Below are 14,412 nucleotides of genomic sequence, written 5' to 3' on the forward strand. Positions count from 1 at the left end.
CCCCTTGTTTCTACGCCGTCTTCTACGCCGCCGAGCAAGCGCTCCGGCCGGACCCGGAGGTCGCGTCGCGGTACCAGTACTCGAGGGTCAGCACATGCCAGAGATGCTTGGAGAAGTCCTGCTGCCCCGCGGCGTCCTCGGCGACCATGCGCGCCAGCGCGTCGCGGCGCAGGAACCCGGAATTGACGAGCACGCCGTCGTTCACCACCTCGCGCACCAGCGGTGCCAGGTCCCGGCTCATCCAGGCGCGCAGCGGGGCGCTGAACAGGCCCTTGGGCCGGTACACGATCTCCCGGGGCAGGATCGAGGTGGCCGCCTCCTTGAGGACGGCCTTGCCCTGCCGTCCGGCGATCTTGCGATCGCCGGGGACGGCGAACGCCGCCTTGACCACCTCGATGTCCACGTACGGCACCCGTACCTCGGTCGAGGCGGCCATGCTGGAGCGGTCCGTGTACGTGAGGTTCAGGCCCGGAAGGAACATCCGGGTGTCGGTCAGGCACATGCGGTTGACGAAGTCGTCGAGGTCGTTGTCCTGGTAGACGTCCGCATGTTCGGTCAGCACGTCGTCGACCGTCCCGGCCAGGTCCGGATCGAGAAGGGCGAGCAACTCGTCCTGGTCGTACATGGTGTAGCTGCGCCGGAACGCGGTCTCCTCCGGCAGATCGGCGAAGGAGAGGAACCGCTTGGCGAAGCGCACCGACCGGTACCCCCGGCGGGACGTGGCGACCGGCAGCCGGTCCACGGCCCCGGACACCCCGCGGCGCAGGGGGCGCGGGACGCGCTGGTAGCGCAGCGCGAGCAGGTTGGCCAGGTGCTTGCGGTAACCGGCGAACAGCTCGTCGGCACCCATCCCCGAGAGCATCACCTTGACCCCGGCCTCCCGGGCGGCCGAGCAGATCAGGTACGTGTTGATCGCGGCGGGGTCGCCGATCGGCTCGTCCAGGTGGTACGTCATCTGCGGCAGCAGGTCGAGCACGTTCGGGGCGATCTCGATCTCGTGCAGGTCGACGCCGAACCGCTCGGCCACCTGCCGGGCATAGCGCAGGTCGTCCGGCATCGCCTCGAACTTGGCGTCCTCGGCGCGGAAGCCGATCGTGTAGGCGGAGATCCCGGGTTGGTGGCGGGCCGCGAGCGCGGTCAGATAGCTGGAGTCGAGGCCGCCGGAGAGGAAGGTCGCCACGGGTACGTCGGAGAGCAGGTGGCGCCGCGTCGACTCCTCGACGATGGCGGCCAGGTCCGGCTGCTCTCCTGCCCGGGCCCGATCCCGACCCTCGGCGGCGACATCCCGGAGATTCCAGTACCGGCCGCGCTCCACCCGGCCGTCGGGCCGGATCCGCAGCCAGCTCCCCGGCGGCAACTTCTCCGCTTCGCGGAACGCGCAGCGCGAGTCCGGCACCCAGTAGTACAGCAGCGAGGCCACCAGCGCCGCGTGGTCCACCTCCAGCGACCCACCGGTCGCGGCGGCGAGCGCCTTGAGCTCGGAGGCGAACACCAGGCCCTCGCCGCGCCTGAGCAGGAACAGCGGCTTGATCCCCAACTGGTCGCGGGCGAGCACCAGTTCACCGGTTCGCTCGTCGAAGATCCCGAACGCGAACATGCCGCGCAGCCGGGACAGGCAGTCCGTGCCCCAGCGCCGCCAGGCCTCGAGCAGCACCTCGGTGTCGGAGGTGCCGCGGAAGCGCACCCCGGTGGCTGCCAGCTCGGCACGCAGCTCGGGCGCGTTGTACAACTCGCCGTTGTACGTCAGGGCGAGGCCGTCCGAGACCATCGGCTGGGCGCCGGTCTCGGACAGGTCGATGATGGCCAGCCGGCGGTGCCCGAGCTGCACTTCGCCGTCACCCACGGGGTGGCCGTAGCGGCCCGCACCGTCCGGGCCGCGGTGGGCGAGGATGGCGGTGAGCCGGTCGGTCACGGCCTTTCCGTCCGGCCATCGGTAAGTGCCTGCGATGCCACACATTTCCTACCGCGCCTCCTGGTCGTTGTCCGGACCCTGTGCGGCCCACACCGGCAGCCGTTCCGTCCGCCGCCCGCCCGTCCGGTTCTGCCGAGCCGGTATCTCGCTGCGGCCGCGCAGCGCGGTGTGCAGCCCGTCCCACAGCGTGCCGTCGGTCCGGTCACGCGGATCGGGGTCGATCAGCACCACACCGATCACCGGAATGCGCTGGTCCGCGAGCTGCCGCGCCACGGTGTGCAGCCATGCGGCGCTGCCGTGCCCGGCACGCACGACGAGCACGGTCTGGGTGCCGAGGTACTGGAGGTCGGTCCACGCCGTGCCGGGCGCCACCGAGCCGACGCCGATCAGGCGCTCCTGAGGCGACACGGCCGCGGCACGCTCGCCGCTGACCACGGTCGGGTCACCTGACTTCGGGCGGCGCTTGGCGAGCTGCGGGCCGGGCAGACCGTCGATGACGACCACCGGCCCCTGCGCCGCCACTGCCCGGGCGAGGTCCAGGGCGATCACGCTCGTGCTGCGTGCACAGCCCAGTTCCAGCAGCGACACCGGTTCCGCGGAGCCGCGCACGGTGCGGGCGAGGCTCGTGGTGAGGCGTTCGCGTGCCACCCGGGTCCGTCGGCGCTGCCACAGCCTGCCCGACCGGCGGGGCAACTCCGCGATGACCGAGGCGCCGAGGTTCGCCGCGATGTCCCGGCGCAGCACGGGGCGGTCAGCCACCACCACACCCACCGCGGCCAGCGCGAGCCCGACGAACAGTCCGAGGACAAGTCCGATCACGGCGTTGGTGACGGCGGCCTTGGGCAGGGAGTGCCGCACCGCGCGCGGGGCGTCCACGATCTGCGTGCCGGCGATGAGCTGGGGCGTGCCGATGCGCGCCTCCTCGGCGCGCTGGCTGAAATCGGCGACCCGCGAAGTGAGCTCGGCCCGGCGGGCGAAGAGCGACTCCATGCTCGCCGACGCTTTCGGGTCGCTGTCCGGCGATCGGCCGCCGATCTGCTTGTTGACCCCGGCAAGCTCCTCCTGCATGCGGTCACGCTGGGCGAGCAGGCCCTTGGCCTCGGCGTCCGCGATGTCCCGTACCCGCTTCGCATGGTCCGCGACGAACGCATCGGCCAGTGCCTTGGCCCGGGCCACCGCTTCCGCGTCGGTGTCACCAGTCACATCGATCTGGAGCACGTTGTTGGACAATCCGGTGCCCCGGTAGTCCCGCATGAAGTCCTCCGGTTTTTCCGGGGACTTGAGGGACCGCAGGGCCTGGTCGGCGATCCGCGTGGTCCCCAGCAGCTGGACGTCGGTGCGGATCAGCGTTCCGGTGTCGTTCGGCTGGTCCTCCTGATGCGCGACCAGCACCTTGGTCACCGCGGCCGGCGCCGGCGGCAGCAGGACCGCCACCGCCGCGCCGATCAGCAGTCCGAGCAGCGCCATGGCGCACCAGAGACGGCGGCGCCTGCGGACCGCGACCACCAGCGCCTGCAGGTCGATGAGCGGAGTGGCGGCCGACGACTCCGAAGTCGTGCTCGTCGTCACGCTGAACCTCCCGTGGCATGGCCGCGAACCGCGAACGTCAAAGTGGCGTCGTCCAAAGGACGGTCGGCAGTCCGCGTCGGACCGGTGCGGACCATGCCGGCGACGACGATGCCGACGACGTCATGCCTGCCGTCCGCACACGCCTCGGCGATGCCGGCGAGCTCCTCCGCGGTCCAGCTGCCCGCGCTCAGGACGACCAGGGCACCGGACTCCGTGCCGCGGTCCGGCACGATCGGCCGGTCCACCGAAACCTCCACCACCCGCAGCAGCGGATCGCCCTTGGCCTCGGCGACGAGCTGCCCGGCGGCCCGTCGAGCGACCTCGTCGCCTTCCGGTACGACAACCAGCAGGCGCCGGGGGGTCGGCAGCTGTTCCCGGAGGCGAGCGCACACCCGCCGGTAACGGATCCGCCTGTCGGCCTCGTCGCCGGACCTCTGCGGGGTCGGTATGTCCCACCGGGTGTCGACGCCGAGAAGTCGGCGGATCCGGGCCCGTGGGCCAGGGCTTTCCGGTCGGAGCGCGCGCCGTTCACCAGGCACGTCGACGGTGCCGAGGAGCGCCGAGCCCAGCGCCGCGGCGATCTCCGGTTCGGTGCGCAGCCGGCGACTCACCCGTGCGGCGGCGAGATGGCCGATGACCGCGAGCAGGAAGAACAGCAGGGCCCCGCCGACGATGAGCTGCATCCTCGTCGGCGCTGCCGCGCCGGTCGGCCGGGGCGCCGGCCCCATGACGACCATGCTGGCCTTGTTGGTCGCCGGGTCGGCCTCCTCCAGCTTCTTCATGGCGTCCTGCAGCTCGGTGCGCAGCTTCTCGAGCTCGGTGCGGGCCTGCACGCTCTCCACGGTCTGCCCCGGATCGGCCGCATTGGCCAGGTCGGTGATGCGGCGGTTGGTCTCCGCCACCTTCTTCCGCAGCGCCTCGGTCCCCGTAGCCACTTCGGAGTCGGCACTGCCGCCTGCGATCCGCGCGGCGAAGGTGACGAATTGCTGGGCCACCTGGTCGGAGAGCCGCTGCGCACGCTCCGGGCTGTCGGCCGTACCCGAGATCTTGATGATGTTCCCGTCGGCCGCCTTGGCGCTCACCTGATCCCGCAGTTCGACGCCGCTGACGCCCTTCCAGCCGAGCGTGGCGGCCGCGCGGTCGACCACCGCCGAACTGGTCGCGATGTCCACCTGAGTCAGCAGTTCGCGCTCCTCCCACAGCCCCGGCAGCAGTACCGATGCCGACGCCGTGTACCGCGGCGGAAACACCAGCACCGAGCTGCCGTAGCCGACGAGCGCACCCACCACGGCGAGTACGGCGAGAAGCCGCCACCGCCGACGGAGAATCCGTCCGATCGTGACCAGACGGATCGTGTCTTCACTCAATGGAGCGGCCTCTTCCCCGTGCGGACCGGCCCGCCCGCCGACACCGGAGCACGGTCCCGGCAGGCAGCGGCGTATGCGGCGAGCAGCGACGCTTGCGAGTTCCGCCAGGAGAGCTGCCCGCCGATCCGCTCCTGGCCGATCTTGCCCATCCGGGCCCGCTTCTCCGGATCGTCGAGAAGCACCGTGATGAGCTTGGCGAATTCCGCCTCGTCGTTGGCAGGCGCGTAGAGGGCGGCGTCACCGGCGGAAACCCGTGCCTCCCGGAGCTCGAACGAGACGATCGGCCGACCCATCGCCATGTACTCCAGGACCTTGTTCATGGTCGACACGTCGTTGAGCGGATTGCGCGGGTCGGGCGAGAGGCACACGTCGGCGGTGGACAGGTAGCGCACCAGGTCGGCGTCCGGAACGCGCCCGGTGAACTGAACCTGCTCGGAGAGCCCGAGCCGCCGGGACAGTTCCACCATCGCGTCGAAGGCGTCGCCGGCGCCGACGAACACCGCATGCCAGTCGCTCCGCCCGAACTCGTCACGCAGCTTCGCTAGGGCCCGCAGGGCGTAGTCGACACCGTCCTGAGGCCCCATGACGCCGAGGTAGCACAGCAGATGAGGCTTGCCGCGCTTCAACTCCGGCTCGGGCGGCACCGGTTGGAACCGGTCGATCTGGGGTGCGCTGCGCACCACGAAAACGTCCGCCGGCCGCTTGCCGCCACGCCGCAGCGCGACGTCCCGGTAGCTCTCGTTCGTGGCGAGCACGATGTCCGCGGCCCGGTAGGTCCGCCGCTCCAGCGCGCACACGGCGCGGTAGAGCAGATCCTCACCGCGGTCGAACCGGGAGAGGTACAGCTCGGGTACCAGGTCGTGCTGGTCGAAGACGAACCGCGCGCCGCGCCGCTTCAGCCACAGCGCCGGCAGGAACAGCAGGTCGGGCGGGTTGCAGGCGTGGACCACGTCGACCGGGCCGACCTTGCGGGCCAGCCGGACCGTGTGCCACAACGCCGATCCGTATTCCCGCAGGTAGCCGGCCGGCCCTCCGGTGGCCGCGCGCAACGGGTAGCGGTGAATCCGCACCCCGTCGATCACCGCCTCCGGCTCCGTGTCCCGCTTCTCCCCCCGGGGACAGATGACGTGCACCTCCCAGCCCGCGTCGCGCAGCGTCGTGCACTCCTGCCACACCCGCCGGTCGAACGGCACCGACAGGTTCTCCACCAGGATCAGCGCGCGTCGGTTCGTCCCGTCGCCGCTGATTGCGTCACCAAGCAAGGCCCATGTACCCCGGTTCTATCCGGCGCGCCTCGGCGTCGGGAAGGCGGATGAGGTCGACGATCACCGGGCCGCCGCCATGGGGCAGCGCCGAAACGACGGCCGGATCTCTGGTCCCGACCAGGCACACCTCGGCGTGCTCGAGCACCTCGTCGACGGAGTCCGCGAGCAGCTGCGCGAGATGCGGCAGCCGGCTCTCGATGTACTCACGGTTCGCGCCGATCAGCCGGGAGAGGCTCACATTGGCGTCGTAGATCTTGAGGTCGTAACCCTTGCCGAAGAGCCTCTCCGCCAGCTCGACGAGCGGGCTCTCGCGGAGGTCGTCGGTGCCGGGTTTGAAGGACAGCCCGAACAGGCCCACCCGGCGCTTGCCGGTGCGCTCGACCAGGTCCACCGCGCGCTGCAGATGGTCGGAGTTGGAGGCCAGCACGTGGGAGAGGATGGGCACCGAGACGTCGGCCCGCTGCGCCGCGTGGACCAGGCTGCGCAGGTCCTTGGGCAGGCAGGAGCCGCCGAAGGCGAAGCCCGGCCGCAGGTAGGCGGGGCTGATGTTCAGCTTGCGGTCGGCCAGGAACACGTCCATCACCTGGTGCGAGTCCACGCCGAGCGCCTGGCACACCGCGCCCAGCTCGTTCGCGAAGCCGATCTTGAGGCCGTGGAACGCGTTGTCCGCATATTTGATCGCCTCGGCGGTCGGGACCGGCACCCGGAACACCTCACCGGGCAGCCCCTCGTACAGCGCCGCCACCGTGTCGCCGCTCGCCGGATCGAGCTCGCCGATCACGGTCTTGGGCGGGTCGAAGAAGTCCCGCACGCTCGTGCCCTCGCGCAGGAACTCCGGGTTGACCGCGACCCCGAAGTCCGCCCCGGCCGTGCCGCCGACATACTTCTCCAGGATCGGTACCAGCAGGTTCAGGCAGGTGCCCGGGAGCATGGTGCTGCGGAACACGACGGTGTGCCGCCCGCCCCGTTCGGCCAGCGCGGCGCCGATCTGCTCGGTGACCCGCTCCAAGTACGTAGTGCACAGGCTGCCGTTGGGCTCCGACGGCGTGCCCACGCAGACCAGCGACACCTCACTGCCCATGATCGCCTCGCGGACGTCGCCGGTGGCGCGGAGCGCTCCGGTCCGCACGACCTCGGCGATGAGCTCGCCGATCCGTTCCTCGACCACCGGGGCCTTGCCGTCGTTGACCAGGTCGACCTTCGCCTGGTTCACGTCCACCCCGATGACCTCGTGACCAAGGCTCGCCAGGCACGCGGCCGACACGCAGCCCACGTAGCCGAGCCCCAAGACGCTGACTCTCATGACTCGTTCCTCCCCCAAGGCAGGCCCTTCCGGCCTGCGGTCCGTGCGCCGACCAAACGACGCCCCCCGCGCATCAGTAGGCCCCCTGCCCGTGGAGCACCGCACGCAGCGTCTTCCACAAGATCACTGTGTCGAGGGCGAGCGACCAGTCCTCCACGTACCGCAGGTCGAGGCGGACCGCCTCCTCCCACGGCAGATCGCTGCGCCCGCTGATCTGCCACAGGCCGGTGAGCCCGGGCTTGACCAGCAGCCGCCGCCGGATGTCCGGGCCGTACGCGGCGGACTCCTCCGGTAGCGGAGGCCGCGGACCGACGAGCGACATCGAGCCGGTGAGCACGTTGAAAAGCTGCGGGAGCTCGTCGATCGAGTACCGGCGCAGCACTGCTCCCACCCGGGTCACCCGCGGATCCCGGCGGAGCTTGAACAGCAGCCCTGCACCCTCGTTGCGGTCGGCCAGCTCGGTACGGGCCCCGTGAGCCCCGGCGACCATGGTGCGGAACTTGAGAATGGTGAACTCACGGCCGTCCTTGCCGACCCTGCGCTGGCGGTAGAACGCCCCACCCCGGCTGTCCACCAGCACGAGCAGCCCGACGAGGACCATCAGCGGCGCGAAGAGCATCAGCAGGATCGCCGCGCCCATCCGGTCGACGACCCCTTTGATCGCCCGGCGGCCCCCGGTGAAGGTCGGCATGCTGACCCGCAGCAGCGGGATCCCGAGCACCGCGTCGACGTGCAGCCGCGGGCCGGCCACCTCCATCAGCACGGGGGCCACGATCATCTCGGCGTCGCTGCCTTCGAGGTTCCAAGCCAGCCGCTGCAGCCGGTCCGGTGACCAGTGCGGGTCCGGTGTGACCGCGACGACGCGGTAGCCGTCGTGGCGAACGTGCTTGGCAACGTCCGCCAGTTGGCCGACGACCGGCACTCCGTCCAGTTCTTGATCACCGTCGAGCCCGAGACCATCCGCCGTGCACACCCCGTCCACCCGCCAGCCGAGATGCGGGAACTTGCGGGTTCGGGTGATCAGATCGCGCACGGTGTCCGGGCTCCCGGCAGCGAGCACCGGTCTCAGGCACCGTCCTTCCTTGCGCTGTTTGTGCAGCCAGAGGCGCAGCAGATACCGCGTGGGCATGGTGATGAGCGCGATCGCGGGGATCGCGACGAAGATCCAGAGCTTGATGTTGCGCGAGGTGAGGGCGATCCCGCCGAGCGCCAGTACGACGGTCGCCATGAACAGTGAGCGTCCGAGCCGGCGGAATTCCTCGGCGCCCTGGCCGAGCGCGGCCGGAGCCCACGACCGGCTCACCGCAAGCGCTCCCAGCACCAGCAGCTCGGTGCCGAATGCGAGAATTCCCCACTTCTCATGCCAGTTGGCCGCGTCCCGGGCCCCGAAGAAGTCGCCGATCGCCGCCACCACCAAGGCGGTGGCCACGGTGTCGCTGATGATCACGGTACGGCGGTACCGCTGCTCCCAGTCGGTCGCCGGCTGGCTGATCGCCCCGTTCGCCAGACGCCCGCGCGCCGACGGAAAAGGGCCGACTATTCCCCCTTGCCGCACAGAACCCCCCAAGGTCCCCAGTGGTTCGACGTGTTCGCCTACCACTGTTTCGCCCCCTGCAGGAGGCCCCCGCCCCCCGCACTGGTCCTCCCCTCGGGAGGCCCCCGCCTCCCGGCACGCTGTTCCCCCCTCGGGAAGCCCCGCCCCCCGCGTATGACATCCCGGCTATTTCAGAGCTACGTGAACAACCCACCCTGGCGGCAGCAGACTCGCATGTCCTGCCCGCCTCTCAAGGTGCGCGGGAAGCCGTGGAAACCTCGGATGCTCCCCGCACCCAAAGCCCCTCTCGGCTCCAAGAATTGATCACCCCCACGTCCGGCTCCGGAGGCTCAGCTACCGGCCGTCCGTAGCAGCGGACCCATAGAACACCATTTGTCGGCTCGTGTCCCAGCATGTGAAGCACGGTCAATCTAGACCATCGCGGCCCGTCTGGAGAGAGGGATGTGTGGAATTTGTGCCTACGATTTGAAGCTGGGTCCACAGATCGGCGACCGCCTGCGGGTGCCTTGGCGACGGAGGAGCACCCTGTGACCTGTGATGACGGGAGTTTCTCCGGGCTGCCGCACCGGCAACCCCGAGGCGTCCCGGCACTGCCAACTGGGTCACGCTCAGGGCATGTTCGGCGGATTTTGGTCGGTGAGCACGGGGCGGCGGTTGCGGGTGTGGGCGATCGACGGCACGTGGGAACGGACCTTCACCGCTCTGCTCGCGCAGGCAGACGCCGAGGGCGACCTCGATGGGTCGTCACCGTGGACTCCACGATCGTGCGCACTCACCAGCACGCCGGCCGCACCACCACTCCCTCGGAAGCTCTCGCGGCGAACGGACCACGAAGATCCACCTGGTGACCGACGGCCGCTACCGCCCGCCGGCCGAAAAGGCATACTCCTCGCGAGCCATCCGAACTCACCTCAGCAGGCGCGCCATTCGTGCAGTGGTACCCCAACCGGCCGATCAGATTCTCCACACGCAAACGCCGTGGCAGATCCAGTGGCCGGCCACCGGCCTTCGACCGTGAGGTCTGCAAGCAGCGCAATACGGTCGAGCGGAGCATCAACAAGCTCAAGCAGTCACGCGTCCCCCTGGGGCACGTCACACCAAGATCCGGACCAGACGCGGACCAACTCGGTTTCACCGTGGGCGATTCTGCCCATTTCCGCGGCTCGGAATCGAGTGAGGCCGTGTGCCACAAGCAGACGAACAACCTCCTGATGTCGTAATCGCCGAAGAAGCAGGGCTTCTTCTAGACACAGAAAAAGGGCTCCTGACCAGGGAAGACGCCGGTCAGGCGCCCTTTGCGACGCGCAGCTGAGCGGCAAGTCGATAGGTAGTTCCCATCCCGATAGCCCCCACCGGTACCCCAAGGTTGACCCGCCGCTCCGGGGCATTTCCGGGCCGGGGCAACCCGAATGCTCCAGCAGCGGTTCGTGTCCCGAGGTGATGCTTGCGGTTTCCTCGTATGGCGGGGATGGCTGAAGTCAGTTGCCGGGCTGTGGAGTTGGAGTCGTTTTCGCGCGGTTGGCGGGCCGGTTCGTCGGGCGGATCCGGGCCTTGGCGGACCGGGAGTCGTATCTGCCGACGCTTCCCACGCCGTCACCGTGTCCCACCCCCACGCCGTCACCAAGCTCAAGGAACAGGTGTTCGCGGCAGCCGTGCGCCGACGCACCCGACCGCCCGTATTGCAGCGAGGATGAGCTGCAATCCGCTTTGAACGCGAAGGAGGGTTCGTCAGGGCGGCGACGAGACACGCTCCGGAGAGCCACTGCCGCTCAGTACAGAGCAGCGACGGCCGTTCGGCACAGCACGTCCTCTGCCCGATCCCACGACCAGCCGTTGTCGACCACCAGGGTGCGCCAGCCGGTGGGGCCGAACCAGAACCACAGCAGATCCGCCGTCTCCTCCACCGAGTACGAAGGTGGCGATGCCAGGGTGTGCAGGTGACGGGCGGCGGCGCGGAGGGCGTCGCGGTAGGCCTCGGTGGCCCGCTCCCACAGCGCCTCGCCGGTCTCGTGAACGGGCAGCGCCTTGCGGATGGCCTCGTGCACCGTGAACTGGCCCTCGTTACCCATGCGCGTGCCATGGGCCAGCGCCTTGAGGACCGTCTCGGGTGTGCGCAAGGCGAGTATCTGCCGCATGGCCTGCTCGTGGCCGGAGTTCAGCGCCCGGGTCAGCCGATGCGCCGTGCGACTGCCTCCGGCGAGCGCGGCATGCGGCAGACCCGGGCGCTGAACTCCGGCCGTCGACGATGCCCGCCGTATGCAACGCTCTCGCAACCTCGCACGATGTCCACTGAGCCACCGGACCGACGACGGCCCGGTGACCAAGGACCGGCTTGCTTGGGGTGGTAGGCGTGAACGAGGAAGTCCCGCGCGTGGAACTGACCCCCGCGGCCGCCGACCTGCTCCGGCGCCTGCGGGCGGTCCACGGACCGCTGATGTTCCACCAGTCCGGCGGCTGCTGTGACGGCAGCGCGCCCATGTGCTACCCCGAGGGCGAGTTCCGCACCGGCGGCTCCGACGTACTGCTCGCCGAGCTGGCGGTCGAGGGGGTCGAGGAACCGGTGACGTTCTGGATGTCGAAGAGTCAGTACGAGGTGTGGAGCCACACCCGGCTGATCGTCGATGTCGTGCCGGGCCGCGGCAGCGGCTTCTCTCTCGAGGCACCCGAAGGAGTGCGTTTTCTCATCCGTTCGCGCGTTGTCGGTGTCTAGCCACCGACACGGTCACTGTCATCTGGTGCACTCCCCTTGAGTCCTGGGAGAGTTGACGAGACATCAGGGGGCACGGTGACACGTCACAACGGACGTTTCAGAACGGCACTGACAGTTGTCGCGGCATGGAGTGCGCTGGCCGGTACCGCCCTGGTGGGGGCGGCACCGGCCAGCGGCGCGGAGGGGGCCACGGGCACTGCCGTCGCCCCCGGCGTCGAGTACACACAGTTGGACATCCCGGCCGCCAAGGGTGTGGCGCACGCACATGTGCTGAGCGTCGATCTGCGCAATCCTCGGGTGCGGGTCGACCTTCTGTATCCCGGAGCCGTGGCGTCCCGGGCGCCCGTCTCCCAGCTGGCCGACACCCGGGGCGCCGTCGCGGGTGTCAACGGCGACTTCTTCAACATCACGGAGACCCAGCATCCGGGGGTCGAGGCGACGGGCGCGACGGTGGGCCCGGCGATCGCGAGCGGACACGAGCTCAAGGCGGCGGTGCCGAACGGCCAGCGCTTCGGGCCCGCCCTGCCGCCCGGCACGACCACCGAGGACGTGCTCGGCGTGGGCGTCGACCGCAGGGCCCGGCTGGACAGCGTGGCCCTCGAAGGCTCCGTACGCAGTGACGAGGGGCGGTGGCCTCTCGGCGGGCTCAATCAGTACGCGCTGCCGGAGGGTTCGATCGGCGCGTTCACCTCGGACTGGGGCAGCGTCTCCCGGGTGCGCGCCACCTGCGGCACGGACATCAACCGGGGCGCGCCGTGCAGTACCGACACGTACGAGGTGACGGTCGAGCACGGTCGGGTCGTGTCGGCGGCCAACACACCCGGCAGCGGCCCCATCGCTGCCGGCACCACGGTGCTGGTGGGCCGCGAGGCAGGCGCCCAGCAGTTGCGGAAGCTGCCGGTGGGCGAGCCCGTCGCGGTGCGGCACCGTCTGGTGGCGGAGTCCAGCAGGATCCCGTATCGCTTCGCGCTCGGCGGCTACCCGATGCTCGTCGACGGCTCGCCGCTCCCCGGCCTGGACAACACGACTTCGGCCGTACGGACCGCCGTGGGCATCTCGCACGGCGGACGCCGCCTGCTCCTTCTCGCCCTCGACGGCGCGCCCGAGTTCCGTAGCGGACTCACCATCGCCGAAGTGACGGAGGCCATGCGGAAGTTGGGCGCGGACGATGCCTTCAGCCTCGACGGCGGGGGCTCCACCACGATGGTCGCCCGAGAGCCGGGGGCGGCCGCCGTCAGCGTTCTCAACCACCCCAGCGGGGGCGCCGAACGCCCCGTCCCGAACGGCATCGGCGTGTTCTCACGACCGTGACGACCCGGCATGTCGCATGACGGCCTCGCACGTCACGGCCGCAGGCTGCTCACGATGTTCGCCGTCGCGGTGAGCCCTTCGTGGATGGTCGGCGCCATGCTCGTGCTCGCCAGATAGAAGCCGAGCAGTACGCAGACCAAGGCGTGCGAGATCTTCAATGCGCCGTTGCGCAGGAAGACCACCGCCAGGATCAGGAGCAACAGCACCACAGAGATGGAAATGGCCATCGTCAACCTCCTCCGCCACGCCCACGTCGCGGCTTTCGGCCGCAAGTGTCGCGTAGCGGAGGGTTCGTCCGGGCGGCTGACGTGTCCTCCGAACGTGTGATGTCTTCGCCGGCTAGTACGTCCGTTCGTGGGCGTCGAGGAACGCTTCTAGGCCCGCGAGGTCGTCGGTGTTCAGGTAGTCGACGTCGGCGGCGAGCAGTTCGCCCCACAGTGCGTCACGGGCCGGGCCCGCCACATCGGGCGTCGCCCAGAACCGGACCTTCTGGCGGCGCGTGTGGGCCGCGGCGATGATGCCGCGCAGCTTCTCGCGTTCGGCGTCGGGGAACGGGCCGTCGCCCAGCCAGGTGAAGTTGAGCGTCCAGTTGTCGGAGATCAGCGGGACGAAGGAGGCGGGTGCCGCGCTGCCGAGGTCGGCGAGCCGGCCGTCGTAGAAGGCGCGACGTACGCTCTGCGCCTCCATGGGCGTACGGGCGGCCCGGTCACCCGAGATCACGGCCGTGACCGGGCCGGGGTACACACGACCGTGGGCGTACGTCGTGAACAGGTGCCGGTAGCGGCGCAGATGGCGGTCGAGTTCGAGGTAGGTCGACGAGCCCTCGGTCTTGATGTCGATCAGGAGTTGCAGCGGCGTGCGGTAACCCCGGTACACCGCACCGTGGTTGGCCTTGACGCGGGCGGCGAGGGGTTCGAGGTAGAGGGATTCGAGGGTGCGGGTCGGGTCGAGTTCGACGGGGTCGTGGGCGACGAGGAGCTGATCGCCGACCAGGTAGATGTCGGCCTCGACGCTGCCGAAGCGGTGGTCGAGGGCGTCGAACAGGGGGCGCGGGTGCTCGTAGTCGTTGTGCGCGTGGGCGCGCCACAGCGGGCGCGGGCCGTGCTTCTGCTCGTTCGCCCGCGCGTAGGTGGCGGGCAGCGCGACGGAGCCCGCGAGGGCGGCGCCGAGGGTGGTGAGGGCTCTGCGGCGGGTGGTAAGGGCCATGCTCTGCCTCCCTGGAAGTGCCGTACGGAAACCTCAGCGAGTATGCGTTCCGAATGGGCCCAAGGAGCAGTGGCGTGCGGGGAGTTGGCCGGACTGCCGCTGTGCGTTCACTTCGTCGGAGCAGCGCGCACGGAAAAGCCCGCCCCGGTTGGGGCGGGCTTATCACGGGTGTGCGTCAGCAGTTGTTGCGTCAGCGGGTGTTGGTCAGCGGGTG

11 protein-coding genes and 1 pseudogene are annotated in these 14,412 nt (G+C 70.0%); 3 read left to right on the forward strand and 9 right to left on the reverse strand.

All coding sequences use genetic code 11. The features are described 5' to 3' along the window. Window positions 1–22 precede the first annotated feature (22 nt). The 6 genes from asnB to AB5J53_RS07890 form a co-directional block, all read right to left on the reverse strand. Window positions 23–1,957 carry an asparagine synthase (glutamine-hydrolyzing) gene (asnB, locus tag AB5J53_RS07865; RefSeq protein ID WP_369244887.1) on the reverse strand — a complete coding sequence of 645 codons (1,935 nt, stop codon included), beginning with the start codon at window positions 1,955–1,957 and terminating at the stop codon, window positions 23–25. Between the two features lie 3 nt (window positions 1,958–1,960). After that, entirely contained in the window at window positions 1,961–3,481 is a 1,521-nt protein-coding gene (locus tag AB5J53_RS07870; RefSeq protein ID WP_369244888.1) for a Wzz/FepE/Etk N-terminal domain-containing protein, read from the reverse strand. Next, window positions 3,478–4,848 carry a Wzz/FepE/Etk N-terminal domain-containing protein gene (locus AB5J53_RS07875; protein ID WP_369244889.1) on the reverse strand — a complete coding sequence of 457 codons (1,371 nt, stop codon included), beginning with the start codon at window positions 4,846–4,848 and terminating at the stop codon, window positions 3,478–3,480. The genes AB5J53_RS07870 and AB5J53_RS07875 overlap by 4 nt, the downstream gene beginning before the upstream one ends. Continuing rightward, on the reverse strand, window positions 4,845–6,110 hold the full coding sequence (locus AB5J53_RS07880) for a glycosyltransferase family 4 protein (RefSeq protein WP_369244890.1): 1,266 nt from the start codon (window positions 6,108–6,110) through the stop codon (window positions 4,845–4,847). Before AB5J53_RS07880 ends, AB5J53_RS07875 begins: the two co-directional genes overlap by 4 nt. After that, complete coding sequence (locus tag AB5J53_RS07885) at window positions 6,100–7,416, reverse strand: nucleotide sugar dehydrogenase (protein ID WP_369244891.1); 1,317 nt, start codon at window positions 7,414–7,416, stop codon at window positions 6,100–6,102. Before AB5J53_RS07885 ends, AB5J53_RS07880 begins: the two co-directional genes overlap by 11 nt. A gap of 73 nt (window positions 7,417–7,489) precedes the next feature. After that, on the reverse strand, window positions 7,490–8,971 hold the full coding sequence (locus tag AB5J53_RS07890; RefSeq protein WP_369244892.1) for a sugar transferase: 1,482 nt from the start codon (window positions 8,969–8,971) through the stop codon (window positions 7,490–7,492). Window positions 8,972–9,708: 737 nt separating this feature from the next. Here AB5J53_RS07890 and AB5J53_RS07895 point away from each other — a divergent pair. Further along, window positions 9,709–10,041: pseudogene (locus AB5J53_RS07895) on the forward strand (IS5/IS1182 family transposase); the annotation flags it as partial. 699 nt (window positions 10,042–10,740) lie between these two features. Here the strand turns inward: AB5J53_RS07895 and AB5J53_RS07900 are convergent. Beyond that, entirely contained in the window at window positions 10,741–11,106 is a 366-nt protein-coding gene (locus AB5J53_RS07900) for a TetR/AcrR family transcriptional regulator (RefSeq protein ID WP_369244893.1), read from the reverse strand. Window positions 11,107–11,321: 215 nt separating this feature from the next. Here AB5J53_RS07900 and AB5J53_RS07905 point away from each other — a divergent pair, with 215 nt between their 5' ends. Further along, window positions 11,322–11,681 (forward strand): DUF779 domain-containing protein, encoded by a 360-nt coding sequence (locus AB5J53_RS07905; protein ID WP_369244894.1) that lies wholly within the window; start codon window positions 11,322–11,324, stop codon window positions 11,679–11,681. A 75-nt stretch (window positions 11,682–11,756) separates the two neighbouring features. After that, entirely contained in the window at window positions 11,757–12,992 is a 1,236-nt protein-coding gene (locus tag AB5J53_RS07910) for a phosphodiester glycosidase family protein (RefSeq protein ID WP_369244895.1), read from the forward strand. 32 nt (window positions 12,993–13,024) lie between these two features. Here the strand turns inward: AB5J53_RS07910 and AB5J53_RS07915 are convergent, their stop codons facing one another. Both AB5J53_RS07915 and AB5J53_RS07920 read right to left on the reverse strand, forming a co-directional pair. After that, the gene (locus AB5J53_RS07915) at window positions 13,025–13,219 is read right to left on the reverse strand and encodes a hypothetical protein (protein WP_369244896.1); all 195 of its coding nucleotides are present in this window, start codon (window positions 13,217–13,219) and stop codon (window positions 13,025–13,027) included. 112 nt (window positions 13,220–13,331) lie between these two features. Continuing rightward, complete coding sequence (locus AB5J53_RS07920) at window positions 13,332–14,198, reverse strand: phosphatidylinositol-specific phospholipase C/glycerophosphodiester phosphodiesterase family protein (RefSeq protein WP_369244897.1); 867 nt, start codon at window positions 14,196–14,198, stop codon at window positions 13,332–13,334. Window positions 14,199–14,412 lie beyond the last annotated feature (214 nt).

Source organism: Streptomyces sp. R41 (assembly GCF_041053055.1).
Taxonomy (GTDB): Bacteria; Actinomycetota; Actinomycetes; order Streptomycetales; family Streptomycetaceae; genus Streptomyces.